Annotated in this window: 15 protein-coding genes and 1 pseudogene; 3 read left to right on the plus strand and 13 right to left on the minus strand. The window is 59.8% G+C overall.

Annotation, left to right across the window (positions count from 1 at the left end; all coding sequences use genetic code 11):
• Positions 1 to 34 precede the first annotated feature (34 nt).
• The 3 genes from U1A53_RS16690 (at position 35) to U1A53_RS16700 (ending at position 3,522) form a co-directional block, all read left to right on the plus strand.
• Positions 35 to 922, plus strand: a complete 888-nt coding sequence (locus tag U1A53_RS16690; RefSeq protein ID WP_322282691.1) for a sugar phosphate isomerase/epimerase family protein — start codon at positions 35 to 37, stop codon at positions 920 to 922.
• A 337-nt stretch (positions 923 to 1,259) separates the two neighbouring features.
• Positions 1,260 to 2,084: an AraC family transcriptional regulator gene (locus U1A53_RS16695; RefSeq protein ID WP_322282693.1), complete on the plus strand. Its 825-nt coding sequence runs from the start codon at positions 1,260 to 1,262 to the stop codon at positions 2,082 to 2,084.
• Positions 2,085 to 2,295: 211 nt separating this feature from the next.
• Positions 2,296 to 3,522 (plus strand): Gfo/Idh/MocA family oxidoreductase, encoded by a 1,227-nt coding sequence (locus tag U1A53_RS16700; protein WP_322282695.1) that lies wholly within the window; start codon positions 2,296 to 2,298, stop codon positions 3,520 to 3,522.
• A 99-nt stretch (positions 3,523 to 3,621) separates the two neighbouring features.
• On the opposite strand, the gene U1A53_RS16705 is transcribed toward U1A53_RS16700, so the two are convergent.
• The 13 genes and pseudogenes from U1A53_RS16705 to U1A53_RS16760 all read right to left on the minus strand — a co-directional run bounded on the left by U1A53_RS16705 (position 3,622) and on the right by U1A53_RS16760 (position 12,697).
• Positions 3,622 to 4,773: a bifunctional GNAT family N-acetyltransferase/class I SAM-dependent methyltransferase gene (locus U1A53_RS16705; RefSeq protein ID WP_322282697.1), complete on the minus strand. Its 1,152-nt coding sequence runs from the start codon at positions 4,771 to 4,773 to the stop codon at positions 3,622 to 3,624.
• Between the two features lie 95 nt (positions 4,774 to 4,868).
• Positions 4,869 to 6,281 (minus strand): serine hydrolase, encoded by a 1,413-nt coding sequence (locus tag U1A53_RS16710; protein WP_322282699.1) that lies wholly within the window; start codon positions 6,279 to 6,281, stop codon positions 4,869 to 4,871.
• 74 nt (positions 6,282 to 6,355) lie between these two features.
• Complete coding sequence (locus U1A53_RS16715) at positions 6,356 to 6,772, minus strand: DUF5069 domain-containing protein (RefSeq protein WP_322282700.1); 417 nt, start codon at positions 6,770 to 6,772, stop codon at positions 6,356 to 6,358.
• A gap of 124 nt (positions 6,773 to 6,896) precedes the next feature.
• Positions 6,897 to 7,292: a VOC family protein gene (locus U1A53_RS27095; RefSeq protein WP_345786493.1), complete on the minus strand. Its 396-nt coding sequence runs from the start codon at positions 7,290 to 7,292 to the stop codon at positions 6,897 to 6,899.
• 21 nt (positions 7,293 to 7,313) lie between these two features.
• Positions 7,314 to 7,727 (minus strand): annotated as a pseudogene (locus U1A53_RS27100) (GNAT family N-acetyltransferase); the annotation flags it as partial.
• A 24-nt stretch (positions 7,728 to 7,751) separates the two neighbouring features.
• Complete coding sequence (gene dapF, locus U1A53_RS16725; protein ID WP_345786494.1) at positions 7,752 to 8,609, minus strand: diaminopimelate epimerase; 858 nt, start codon at positions 8,607 to 8,609, stop codon at positions 7,752 to 7,754.
• Between the two features lie 12 nt (positions 8,610 to 8,621).
• Entirely contained in the window at positions 8,622 to 9,365 is a 744-nt protein-coding gene (locus tag U1A53_RS16730; RefSeq protein WP_322282704.1) for a class I SAM-dependent methyltransferase, read from the minus strand.
• Positions 9,366 to 9,408: 43 nt separating this feature from the next.
• Complete coding sequence (locus tag U1A53_RS16735) at positions 9,409 to 10,182, minus strand: methyltransferase domain-containing protein (RefSeq protein WP_322282705.1); 774 nt, start codon at positions 10,180 to 10,182, stop codon at positions 9,409 to 9,411.
• Positions 10,183 to 10,202: 20 nt separating this feature from the next.
• Positions 10,203 to 10,607: a cupin domain-containing protein gene (locus U1A53_RS16740; RefSeq protein ID WP_322282706.1), complete on the minus strand. Its 405-nt coding sequence runs from the start codon at positions 10,605 to 10,607 to the stop codon at positions 10,203 to 10,205.
• Between the two features lie 19 nt (positions 10,608 to 10,626).
• Positions 10,627 to 11,442 (minus strand): carbon-nitrogen hydrolase family protein, encoded by an 816-nt coding sequence (locus tag U1A53_RS16745; protein ID WP_322282707.1) that lies wholly within the window; start codon positions 11,440 to 11,442, stop codon positions 10,627 to 10,629.
• The gene (locus U1A53_RS16750; RefSeq protein WP_322282708.1) at positions 11,439 to 11,657 is read right to left on the minus strand and encodes a hypothetical protein; all 219 of its coding nucleotides are present in this window, start codon (positions 11,655 to 11,657) and stop codon (positions 11,439 to 11,441) included. The genes U1A53_RS16745 and U1A53_RS16750 overlap by 4 nt, the downstream gene beginning before the upstream one ends.
• 198 nt (positions 11,658 to 11,855) lie before the next feature.
• Positions 11,856 to 12,314: a hypothetical protein gene (locus tag U1A53_RS16755; protein WP_322282710.1), complete on the minus strand. Its 459-nt coding sequence runs from the start codon at positions 12,312 to 12,314 to the stop codon at positions 11,856 to 11,858.
• Positions 12,311 to 12,697: an MmcQ/YjbR family DNA-binding protein gene (locus U1A53_RS16760; protein WP_322282711.1), complete on the minus strand. Its 387-nt coding sequence runs from the start codon at positions 12,695 to 12,697 to the stop codon at positions 12,311 to 12,313. The genes U1A53_RS16755 and U1A53_RS16760 overlap by 4 nt, the downstream gene beginning before the upstream one ends.
• Between the last annotated feature and the right edge of the window lie 12 nt (positions 12,698 to 12,709).

Genomic DNA, 12,709 nt, shown 5'->3' on the forward strand with positions numbered 1-12,709 from the left:
GGTTCGTCATCTGACGTTCTTCACTCCCACCACCATGCCCAAACTCGCCGCCTTCCCCAAAGCCTTCATGCAGGCCCTCTGCAAAGAAGGGACGATGACCGTCTCCGAATGGATCACGCTCGCCTCCAAACTCGATGTGCAGGGCCTCGAATGGTATGCGGGCTTCCTGGAGATGGCGGATGAGAAGAACTGGCCACGCTTCCGCCAGGAGGTCGAAGACACTGGCAAGGTGATCCCCATGATGTGCTGCTCGCCGGATTTCACGCATCCCAACGCCTCCTTCCGCGAAAAGGAGATCGCGAAGCAGAAACGCTGGATCGACATGACGCACACGCTCGGTGGATCGTATTGCCGTGTGCTCAGCGGTCAGCGTCGGCCGGAGCTGACGCTGGATGAAGGTGTGAAACTGGCTGCTGAGTCGATCTACGCCTGCCTGCCGTATGCGCAGGAGCGCGACATCACGCTGATCATCGAGAACCACTACAAAGACGACTTCTGGGAGTATCCCGAGTTCGCGCAGAAGATGGATGTCTTCTGCAAGCTCGTCGATGCCGTGAATCACCCGAACTTCGGCGTGAACTACGACCCCTCGAACACCTACCTCGCGGGTGAGGACCCCATCGAGTTACTGAAACGTGTTTCACATCGCGTCGTCACCATGCACGCCAGCGACCGCTACCTCGCCGAGGGCACCATCGAAGACCTTCGCAAAGAAGAAGACGGTGCCCAAGGCTACGCCAAACGCCTCCGCCACGGCGAGATCGGCAAAGGCCTCAACGACTACGACGCCATCTTCAGCGAACTTAAAAGCAAGGGCTTCAACGGCTGGATCAGCATCGAAGACGGTGTCGATGGTATGGAGCAGCTCGCGAGAAGCGTCGAGTTCTTGAAGAAGAAGATCGCGCAGCACTGGCAACCGTAGATCTCGCCTCTGCGAGATGAGCCGAGGATGCCGTTCAGCATCTCGTGATGGCAAACTGTTGGGCAGCGCTTGGCGTCCGCGAAAACCCTTTTTGGTCGTCGCGAAGTCAATCACCCCGGCTGCTTTTTCCAAAATCGCGTTTGCAGGACACTGGTGCGTTTAAAAGCCATGCAAGCGCAAGCCCGGAGGAATTGGCCGCAACCGAGACGCCCTCATAATGGATTCCACTATGCCAAAATTGCGGTGGTTCATGACGCAACGAACCGTAGCGGGCCACAATATCGGAACAACCAGCAGCGGGCATGATGGCGGCGTCAATCAAACCAAACAACGCGCCATGAACACCACCACATCCTCCATCACCGCCCGTCAGCGTTTTATTCTGAATCTTGCCGAAAGCGAACTCTTTCAGCATTACCAGAAGGCGTTTCACACCCTCACCAGCCTGCCGCTGAACCTGGAGTCTGTGGGCGAAGACGTTCACATCGACAGCATCGCCACCCGCACGGGCATCGCGGGTGTCGTCGAAACCCAGGTTCCCGTTCGTGTGGGTAAAAACACCATCGCGGTCATGCTTACCGGCGGTGTCCGCCTCCAGCCCGCAAACGCTGACACCTTCGCTCCTGTGGCCAAGGCCCTGCTGGATGACAACCGCTCCGCCGCTGAAATTCGCAGCGCCAAGGTACAGTTCGAACATGTCCCGGTGATGCAGCCGGAGCGTTACGATGCAGCCATCGCCATTCTGCAATCCTTCGCCCTTCAGCTCGGCGACAGCGCCCACCGCCTCCTGTTTGCCAATGCCACGCACGAACCCGAGGCCGTGCGCAATGCAAAGGTGTTCATCCATCAGCACCTTGCCGAGCCCATGTCCCTCGAAGCTGTCGCCCGTGCGGTGAACGTCAGCCCCTTCCACTTCTGCAAGCTGTTCAAGCGCGCCACCGGCCTCACCTTCACGGATTTCGTGAACCGCGCCCGCGTGGAAAAAGCCAAGCGCATGCTGATGAAGCCTGCCGCCCGTATCACCGAAGTGGCCTACGATGTCGGCTTCCAGAGCCTGTCCCATTTCAACCGCAGCTTCCGCCGCATCGCCGATGAATCCCCCACGGAATTTCGCGGCCGCATGAAGAACGGCTCGCCCCTGCATCTCGCAGCCGCTGCATAAGCCGCCACACACAAGCTTGTCGCCATGCGCATCGCTTTGCGATGTTTCGACGACACGGCCCCGGAGAGGAAGCCCGAGCGCGTTGGGTGCCCCTCTCCGGGGTTTTTTGTGCCCGGATGGGACGTGGATGCGGACTTGACCCGCCTGCGCTCACTGCCCAAACTCGCGCTCCTCACCCAACCAAGAACCAGGAACCCAGAACATTTTGATTATGAGCCGGAAAATTCGTTATGGCATGATCGGCGGCGGACGTGGCGCCTTCATCGGCGGCGTTCATCGCATCGCAGCGGCAATCGACCAGCAGATTGAACTCGTCTGCGGCGCATTCTCCTCCAATCCGGAAAAATCAAAGGCCAGCGGCGCTGATTTCTACCTGCCCGCCGAGCGCTGCTACGGCACCTTTGAGGAAATGCTCCGCACCGAAGCCGCGCTGCCTGCGGACAAACGCATGGACTTCGTCTCCATCGTCACGCCGAACCACATGCACTTTCCAGCGGCGAAGCTCGCGCTGGAGAGCGGCTTCCACGTGCTCTCCGACAAACCGGCGACCTTCAATCTCGCGCAGGCGAAGGAACTAGCGGGCATCGTGAAGAGGTCCGGCAAGCTCTACGGTGTCACTTACAATTACACCGGCTATCCGATGATGCGTCAGGCGCGCCAGATGATCGAGCAGGGCAAACTGGGCAACATCCGCAAGGTCGTCGTCGAATACCCGCAGGGCTGGCTCGCCACGATGTTGGAAAACACCGGACAAAAACAAGCATCCTGGCGCGTCGATCCGGCGATCTGCGGAGCCGCCGGTTGCATGGGCGACATCGGCACGCACGCGATCAACCTCACCGAATACGTCACCGGTTTGCACATCAAGGAACTCGCTGCCGACCTCACCATCTTCCTCGGCAAAGAAGGTCGTCGTCTCGAAGATGATGGCAACGTGCTGCTGCGCTTCACCAACGGTGCCAAGGGCGTGCTGCACTCCAGCCAGATCAGCGTCGGCTGCGAAAACAACCTCAGCCTCCGCGTCTATGGCGAACTGGGCGGCATCGAATGGAATCAGCTCGATCCCAACACGATGATTGTCACCTCGCTCGACCAGCCGAAGCAGATCTATCGCACCAGCATGGGTTACCTCGGCAGCGCCGCCGCCGCCGCCACGCGCACGCCTGCGGGTCATCCCGAGGGCTACCTGGAAGGCTTCGCGAACATCTACAAAAACTTCACCAACCACATCCGCGCCGTCGAGGCCGGCACCACGCCGAACCCGCTCGACATGGATTACCCGACAATCGAGGAAGGCGTCGCCGGTATGGCCTTCATCGAAGCTGTCGTGGCATCCTCCGCCAACAACGCCGCCTGGACGCCGCTCGACTTCACGCCTTCAGCTCGCGCGAAGTATGGCGATGCGTCGCTGAACTCGGATCGCGGTGGCCTCAGCTAGCAGCGAATCGGCGTGCGTCGCAGAGAACACGAGAGGAGCATCGAAGTGCGCCTCTTCGTGCTAGAGAATCTGATCGGGTGCTGGTGGCGGGGCGGAAAGTCATCGCTCGCGAGGCTGGTTGGTGAGTTGGTAGGCGACGAAGTAAAACGATTTGCCAGTATTGAGATCATGACGCTCGTCTTCAAGCCGTGAAAAGCCCTGTGCAGAGAGCAAATCGTCCAGATGTGTCGGGCTGACGAATGCGAATGCCGGTTGAAGCTGCGTGAGGCTGGGAAAGGGTGAGACACTGACTTCTGGCAGGCCATCGGCCGGCAGTTGGAGGACTGTGGCGAAGATGCCGGCGGCGGTCAGAAGCGACGGCAGGTAGGAGCAAAAAACATCCAGGCGAAGATACTCCAACACGAGGCCAGCAAAGATGCACTCGACCGGTTCGATGGCTGGCGCCCCCTGCGATAAGTCATGGAGGACCGGCTGAAACTCGGCAAAGGACGCACCGTGCCGACTGGCGCAGACCCGCAGATAGTCGGGGTTAAAGTCCAGAGCGACCACGCGCCGCACGATGGCGGAATCAACCAGTTCCAAACCATTGCCTCCCGCCGCGCCAAATATCGCCAGCGAGCGTGGCTGAAAGCGGGTGACGATGCTCTGCAATGTGGAGGCGAGCAGCTGTGACTGCGCGACGGACGGCAATGCCATGTGAGCCTCGTAGTCGCTGAGCGGGATGCGCAGCCACGGATTGGGATCGGGTAATCGCTTCGACATCACCACGCTGCGGTAGTTCGTCTCATCCCACGAGACATGTTGGATGAAACGAAAGCCCAGCCGCTCATACCATCGCACGAGATGCGTCGCTCCCTCGGCGGTATCGAGCGCGAGTTCCGTAGCGCCATGCTGGAACGCGCGTCGTTCAATGACGCGCATCAACCGTGCCCCAAGGCCGTTTCGTTGCAGATCGGGCCGCACGGCAAACTGACCGAACGACCAAACGCCCGGCTGCGAATACCAGGCACAGCGAGACTCGGCCTCTGGAGCACGCAACGTCGCCGTTCCAACGATGGCGCCATCAAGCTCCGCGACGATGGAGATGCCGCCCTGCAATCGCTGCTGTGTTGTCGCCTCATCCTGGTGCGTCGCGAGATACTTGAAGCCCATTGCTGCCAACGGCGTATAGGAGGTGTGCAGCAATTCGGTGATGGCCGCGACGGAGTCATCTGGCCGCAGTTCCCGTATGCGAATGTGCTCGATGTTCATGACTCATTCAGTAAGCCCACGGGTCGAGGCCCGTGCGAGTGTCCGTCTCGACGGAGGAATGATTCGAGTTTGTATTCATGGGCAACATCATGCGGTCATTCGCTCGCCGTCACGAATTTCTGACGCGTCAGTTCCACGGTCTTCGTCTTTTTCCGCTCCGGATCGAGCAACTCCATCGACACCTTCGTCCCGACCGGTCCGCCCATCATCTCCAGGCACTCCTTGAGCGGTTTGCCTTCGATGGATGTGCCGTTGATTTTCTGGATCAGGAGTCCGGGAGCCAGCCCCGCCTTTCCCGCCGGTGACTTCGGAAAGACGCGGGTGATTCGCACGATCCCCGTCGCGTCATCGGAGCCGAGCGCCGCGCCGAGGCCGATGACTTCGCGCACGGGCATCTCGATATTCGCCTTCGTCAGCGGCAGGTCCTGCAGGATGAGCCAGCCCACAGCAGCGGAACTGGTCACGCGTTGATTGGTCAGCACCACCACGCCGCGGCGCTGCTTCCGGTCGAAGCCGATGAACGCGCTGAAACCAAATGTGCCACCGGCATGCCCCAGCAACTCCGAGCCGGGCGGAGTGTAGGAATCGCCATCCACCCAGGGCATGGCCGTCCGGCCAAAGTTTGCCGCGCCCGTGTGACGAATCACCTGCGACTCCGCGATGAGCGGCCCCAGTTCCGACGCTGTGAAACCAAGCTGGGCGGAGACATACTTGAGCAGATCGTTGACGGAGGATTTCAACGCGCCCGCCCCGGCCATGACTTGCAGGTTGAGGTTCGCCGCGCGTTCGCCATTCGGCGCGTGTCCCGTCGCCATGCGGCTTTTCATTTCTGGCGTGAGCGTGGTGCGCGTGCTGTCCATGTGCAGCGGACGGCAGATTCGCCTGAGGACCAGTGACTCGAACGATTCGCCCGACGCCCGTTCCATCGCGTGACCCAGCAAACTCATCCCGGCATTGGAATACTCAAACCTGGCGCCGGGCGCATTCGTCAGTTGGTGGGACTTCAGGAAGGCATACAAATCTTCCACCGTGTAGGCGTTATACCCCACCCTTGGTTCCTTGCTCGAAAGGTTATCCACGTTGAACGGCAGTCCCGAATCCTGCGCGGCCAGGTGCCGCAGCGTGATGGGCTTCCCTTCGAACGACGGCACCCTGACGTCCTTCGGCAAATACTTCGCCACCGGATCGTCGAGCTTCCACATGCCGCCCCGGTCCATGTCCATCGCCACCAGCGAGGTGAACGTCTTGGTCACCGAACCAATCTCGAAGACCGTGTCGCCATCCACCTCTCCATCGGTTCCATCGTCCAGCTTCCCGGCAGCGAACACGCGTGTGCCCGTGCTGTCCAGCAACCCGACCACCATGCCCGCGTTTCCCTTCGCGTAGCTCTCGCGCAAGCAGGCTTGCACCGCCTCCCCGTCCGCGGTGGTGAAGGTCTTTTGCGCCGCAGCCTGAAATGGGACGGCCAACAGGAGATTAGCGAAGAGAAGAGATGTGGTTGTGTTCATGGTGTCATTGCCGTTGCGGTCAGCATTTTCTGCCTAGCGCTTTATTCATGGTATGCAGCGCATGGTTGAGGCTCTTATGGCTTTCTTTCTTCGTCGACCTCATAGAAATCAAAGTAGGTGCGGATATCGGAGCGATGGCCCAGCCCATACTTCTCCTTGTATTCCTGCAAGTCGATCGAGGGCGAATCAGTATCGCGCCAACCTCGCTTGATCATATATTCGTTCCACACGTGAATCTCAACCTCTGACGGCCTCTTCCCTGTGGCGAAGCACCATTCGAGGATCTCTTCGTCCGTCCCGCCAGTGGCGACCCTCTCGACCAGCGCCTCGTAAGTCACGCCGAGAAACCGCACGCACCGACGATCGAAACCCAGCCCCATGTAAGGAAGGTAGTCATCTGGCAACTGGCCGCTCGCGCGCAACCGAATCTTTCTCAGCATGCGAGGAACCCAGACCAAGCCACCGACTTTCTCATATGGACTAATGAACATAAGATTTCTTTGCCAACGACCCAAGCTCAGCGACGGCGGCCACGAGACGCGCCGATTGCAACCGCGACGGCCAGCCGCCGTTTGCTGCAGCGCATGGTTGAACGAGTTGCCGCGTGTATTGGCATCAGATTCTGGGTTGAAGTAGATCCCATAGGTTTCCGTAAAGATCCTCGAACACGGCTACCGTGCCGTAGCTTCCCTCCTTTGGCTCACGCACAAAGACGATGCCCTTGGCTTTGTAATCGCGAAAGTCACGCCAGAAGTCATCAGTGACGAGAAACAGAAACACCCGGCCGCCGGTTTGATTTCCGATCCGTGACGCCTGTTCTTCGCTGGTCGCTCGCGCGAGAAGCAACCGAGTTTCCGCTGATCCCGGTGGAGCGACGATGACCCAACGTTTGTCCTGCTCTGGAATGCAGGTGTCTTCCACCAAAGTGAAGCCGAGCTTTCCGACGTAGAAATCGATGGCTTCATCGTATTCGCGCACGACGAGCGCGATTTGTCCGAGCGACTGCTGCATGGTAGGCGGCATCTTTTGGTCGTGGTCATGGCCCGCATAAATCCACATCGGCTCGGTCTTGCCCGCGCGCTCGAAACCGCACTTGCGGTAAAACTCAATCGCCCGGCCATCGGCGACGAGCATGTGCTGGTGAAACCCGGCGTAGCGCGCCATGAGCATCTGCATCAGTCGCGTGCCGATGCCACGCCCATGATATTCGGGAAGCACGAGCAAGTGCGGGTAGTAAACGACCAGATGTCCGTCCGAGATTGCGTTGCCGAGTCCGACAAGCTTGCTGCCATCCCAAGCCGTGACCAGCGAGTGCGACGCCAGCAGCGCCTTGTGCAACAGCTCGGGCTTGTTTGCTGAGGACCATTCATTGGCGCGGTAAAGCTCCAAGACGCCTTCAAGCGGCAACTCGCGTGTGTCGCTGTATCGAACGTCGGCGGATGGCATAGGCGTGTGATGCTGGGGTTTGATTCAGGCACCTGCGGTGCGGGTGCTTTGGAAGATTTCGTCACTCAATTTACCTTCAGCCACTTTCCCGACCGGCCCGGTCATGCGGACAAGGAAATTGTCGTCCACTTCAATCGCCAGCGAGCCGCCCGGCATGTGGACGGTGATCGTCGAATCACACAGGCCGATCTTTTTCGCGACTGCCGCAGCCGCGCAACTGCTGCTGCCGGAGGCCAGCGTGTAGCCGGCTCCGCGCTCCCAGATTTCGATCCGGATGTTTGCCCGATCCAGCACCTGCATGAACTGCACGTTGGTCCGATTCGGGAATCGGCTGTCGGTTTCAATGAGCGGGCCGAGCAAAGTTGCTTCGGCCTTGGAGACCTGCGGGCGAAGGATCACGCAATGCGGATTGCCAATAGTCGCGGCGGTGAATTCCAACGCCTGTCCTGCGATCTCCATGGTTTCGCGAATCACCTCGCGCGGCGGGCCGGGCACCGGAATTTCGCCGCTGTGAAAGCAGACCCGGCCCATCTCGACGGTCACCGAGCGGCCTTGCTCATGGACCCGGCAAAGGACCTCACCGCCCGGCGTCACGACCGTGAACGGCGCGTCGCTCACGAGCCGCCGATCCCACAGGTATCGCGCGAAAATCCGCAGGCCGTTTCCGCTTTTCTCGGCCTCGCTCCCATCCGGGTTCAGGATTCGCACACGGAACTCGGTCGGATCAGAACTCGGCTCACGAACCAGGATGCCGTCCGAACCGATCCCGAAATGGCGGTCGCATATTCGGCGAACAACCGTGGGCGATAGCAACTCCACGAAATCGTCTCGTTCGACGACCAGGCAGTCATTTCCCAACGCTTGATACTTGGCGAATTGCATCATCTGGAATTATCACGGCTTGCAAAAAAGATAGTAGCCAAAGCCGAGCGTATCACGACCCCAGCGCCGGTAGGCATCACGCCAGGCACGAATGCGTTCCCTGAATGGCACCGCATCCGGGTCTTGGGGATGGTCGCGGACGAAACGTTCCATCGAGAGGCAATACAGTCCCTCATAGTGGTCCCATTCATCGTCATTGCTCACGCACGAGTAAAGCGGCATCAACCCGGCGGCGATGCCTGCGGACTCGTTGCCCCGATGGTTGCAGTAGTCCGTCAGACCGGCGCCGAGGAACGCGAGATACTCCGCTGCCGGTTCCCGCTTCCAATAACCATCGGCAATGAGCACCTGACCACCTGGACGCACCAGATGGGACAGAGCAGTGAGAGCCTGGTCAAACTTGCCGTAAGCGTGAGTGGAGCCGATGCACAGTGCCACATCGAAGGATTCAGGTTCCAATGCCACGTCGGCCACCCGAGCCTCGTGCAACTCCACGAACCCGCTGATACCACGGGATTCAACGCTGGCACGCGCTGCGCTCACAAGTTCGCCGTTCGGATCCACGCCGACCCCGGCCACCCCGTATCGTGCAATGACACGGAGCAACAGGTCAGCCTTGCCACAACCGACATCCAGCACCCGCCCCGACTTGGGCAAATCGAGCAGTTCGACCAGCTGGTCGGCCTTGGCTGAACTCAATGGACTGCAAAAGACATGATCGCGATGGGCGAGGGTGGAGAAGCGGAGACGGTTCATGTGTGTTTGGTGAGCAGTGTTTGAATGACTGAGAGGAAGGATGCTAGTTTTCCAGCGATGTTCGCGGTTCCCTGCCCACGATCTCGCACCACGCCTGGGCAAAGATGGCATCGGGATGCCGGCTCCAATTACGGAGAGCTGCGGCCTCGGCGCGGGCGTCGGCTGCGGCCAGTTGGAGCGCAAGATACTCACCGATGACAGGCGGCGGCTGGTAGCACTCGTAGGTTGCCGAGAAAGCAAGCGACGTGAAACCTGCGGAGCGCAGCAAGCCGGGAAACTTGCGACCCACATGAACATCACCGCCGTTGGCGATCTGAAGCTCGGTGTAACGCCCGATGGCCGACTGCAAGCCCGGCGTGTCCGGCGCGACGATGAATCCGCCCCAGTCCGGACTGCGAAGGGCGACTTGGCCGCCGGGAGCAAGTACCCGGCGCACCTCCGCCAGCGCCGCGTCAGGAACGGAAAGGTGCTCGAAGACCGCATGCGCGAAGACGACATCGAAGGACGCATCCGGGAATGGCAGCTCATAAATGGAACCGACCTCGAAGGTCGCGTTCGTGAGGCCGAGGCTGGCCGCGTGGCTCCGGGCACGCTCAATCTGTGATGCCTCGCGATCAATGCCGGTCACATGGCCGGAACGAACAATGCGCGCGAAGTCGCAGGTCACAGATCCCGGTCCACAACCGCAGTCGAGCAACCGCGACGAGTCGCGCAGATGCGGCAGCAGAAACGCAGCGTGGGTCTGCGCGGAGCGCTTGGCCATGAAGTCGCTCGCGTTCTGCGTGTAGCCGGGAGTGTAGTTTTCGCTGGTTTGCATAATTCGATTCAAGTGGGCGGTTAGGCACCTGTCTCTCCTCCTTCCGGTCCATAAAAGGCAACCCAGACGACGAAGTCGGATGAGAAATCCTCGAAGCGGTGAATCTGGCCGGACGGAACGAACAAGAATGAACCAGCCGCAACCGAGTGACGCTGCTCTCCGTCGAAGAATGAACCCGTCCCACGAGTGACAAAGTAAATCTCGTCTCGTGTGTGCGGCTTCTGCGGGTCGTGACCGACCGGCGTGTAAAGCTCAACCACAAGCGAGCCATGCGAAAAGATGGGAACTGCAAGATTGCCGAGCGGTGGCGGGCCTTTGGCGAGGGCCTCAGCCAAACTGACATGGGCAATGCGTGTGGACGGTTTCATCTGGAAGGAGGAAGCGGTTAATACTTGGCGAAGAGCATTCGGGTCATGGCGACGCATGAATGGTCAATCGTTTCATTCATATAGGAACTCTGTTCGGAGCGGTGAAAACCTCGTCAGCGACATTGCTTGTGCAACCCATCTCCACCAGACGACCCGTCCAGCCATTTGGCGTGGCTGTGGCTAGAACGAGACTCTCGCTGGTCGCGCCAGCTTGCGCGATGAGCGCGCCGGACTCATCCCAAATCGCGCTTCTTCCCGCCATCGGATAGCCGCCCGTTGGCGATGCGTAATTCGCTATCACTGCCAAGAATCGATACTGGCGCGCATAACCGGACATCGCTGCTTCGGCTTCGGCGATCCCCTTTGGCGTGAAGGCCAAGCCAGCGGCATAGATGGTCGCGTTCTGTTGGCTGGCATCCGCCGCGTGCCTTGGATTGCTGATGTCCGCACAGATGGCGATGCCAACAGCTCTGCCGTGACAGTGACAGACGACCACATCGTCCGATGGAATGAAGTGCTGCTCTTCGCCTGGATGGAGAAAGCGCTTTCGATAAACCTCGACCGGCAGTTGTGGCCTGATGATGAACGCCCCGATGTAGGGTTTGACCTCATCCGAACGAACGGGGCACCCGGCGATGATCGTCACGCTCAGTTTGTCCGACAGTTCCTGCAACGGGGCGAGATGGGCGTCGCGTGCATCGAGCGCCAGTTCGGCGGCCACCGTCGGTTCGTAGCCTGTCAGCGAGAGTTCCGGGAACACAACCACCTTCGCATGATGTCCGGCCGCGCGAACGACGAATTCAGCATGCCGTCGAACGTTTTGGGCGATGTCGCCCTTCACGGAACTCGATTGTGCGGCGGCTATCGTGAACTCGTGGATGTTCGTGCTCATTCTCGATGCGGGGGATCATCCGTGGTGTCCCCGATGGCTTTGGCCAGCATCTTGTTGGAAGCCAGCATGGGGCCGAGCAGCAACAGCGGAAGAATGACCGGCCACGGAAACTTGGTGGATGCGAGGGCGAAGTGCAGAACTGCTGGCAACACGATCGCCGCGAGCCAGCAAATCGTGTTGGTCTTCAGGAGCTTGGTCTTTTCGGCGTTTGTCATGGTGTGTTGGTTGGGTTGTGTCGTTGGAAGATGCACGTGATACCACCAACGAGCAGGGCGCTTGTTCTCCCCCGTTCTAACATGCAGAACGCCTGTTCTCACTTTTTTTAATCAGATCGACACCCGGCTTGCCGGTCTTCACGGAAGCGTAGATCGCATCAATGGCCTGCAGCAGACGCAGGGCCTGCTCCGGCCTGTTCAGACATCAGCGTTGAGCGTGGCGGCGAGGTAGCCGTCGAAGTCTGGTGTTGCGCTCTGTTGCAAAACATGAGCAACCCACGCATCGCGCTCGAATGCCTGAAGGCGCAAGTCCCAGACACACGCCGACAGGCCGGTGGGCGTGACGTAAGTGAAGTCGTCGGGATGCGCCGTGGGAGAGACGAAGACATGGTGATGAAGCTCGTTCTCATCGGCCCAGAAATCGAGAAACACGAAGTTGGAGGTGCGGCCGTCGTGAACGCCGAGGAAGCCGAGATGGTAGTGGCGAAGATCGGCACGCAATGAGCGAAGATGCTGCGATGCGATGCGCTGAGCCGCTGTCACCAACTCGGGACGCGGCTGCGGACGGGCATAGGCGATGCCGTAGAGCTTGATGCGCCAGTCGTCCACGCACCAGAGGTCGAGGAATCGGATGGGGCGTGGCTCATAAGGTGTCATTCCGCCGTCCCTCCACCTTGGCTCCGTCCTTTGCGCCCAGTTGTTTTCTTTGGTGAACTCACCAAGCGCCAGGCCATGCTCAACAAATCAGAGAAGGCGGTCCGATCGATCCGCGACAGTCGCACGAGCACGATGGGATGGTTCGCGTAATGCTCCGTCAGGTAGTAAATGAGCGGCGCTGCCGCAATCAATCGGTCGCGCTGATCGCAATCGAGCCGAACGGCAATCGAGTTCGGCTCGGCTGAGCTGTGAAAAGCCGGGCATGCGAGGAGCTTCCCGCGCACCTTCCATGAGGGAGCGCCGTGAATAGTGCTCTCTACAACGTCCGGCAGCGTCAGGGCAATCTCCCGGACCACGTCAATGTCCAAGGTCTTCTTTGCCATAACGTGTCAGGC

It is taken from the genome of Prosthecobacter sp., from assembly GCF_034366625.1.
Classification (GTDB): Bacteria; Verrucomicrobiota; Verrucomicrobiia; order Verrucomicrobiales; family Verrucomicrobiaceae; genus Prosthecobacter.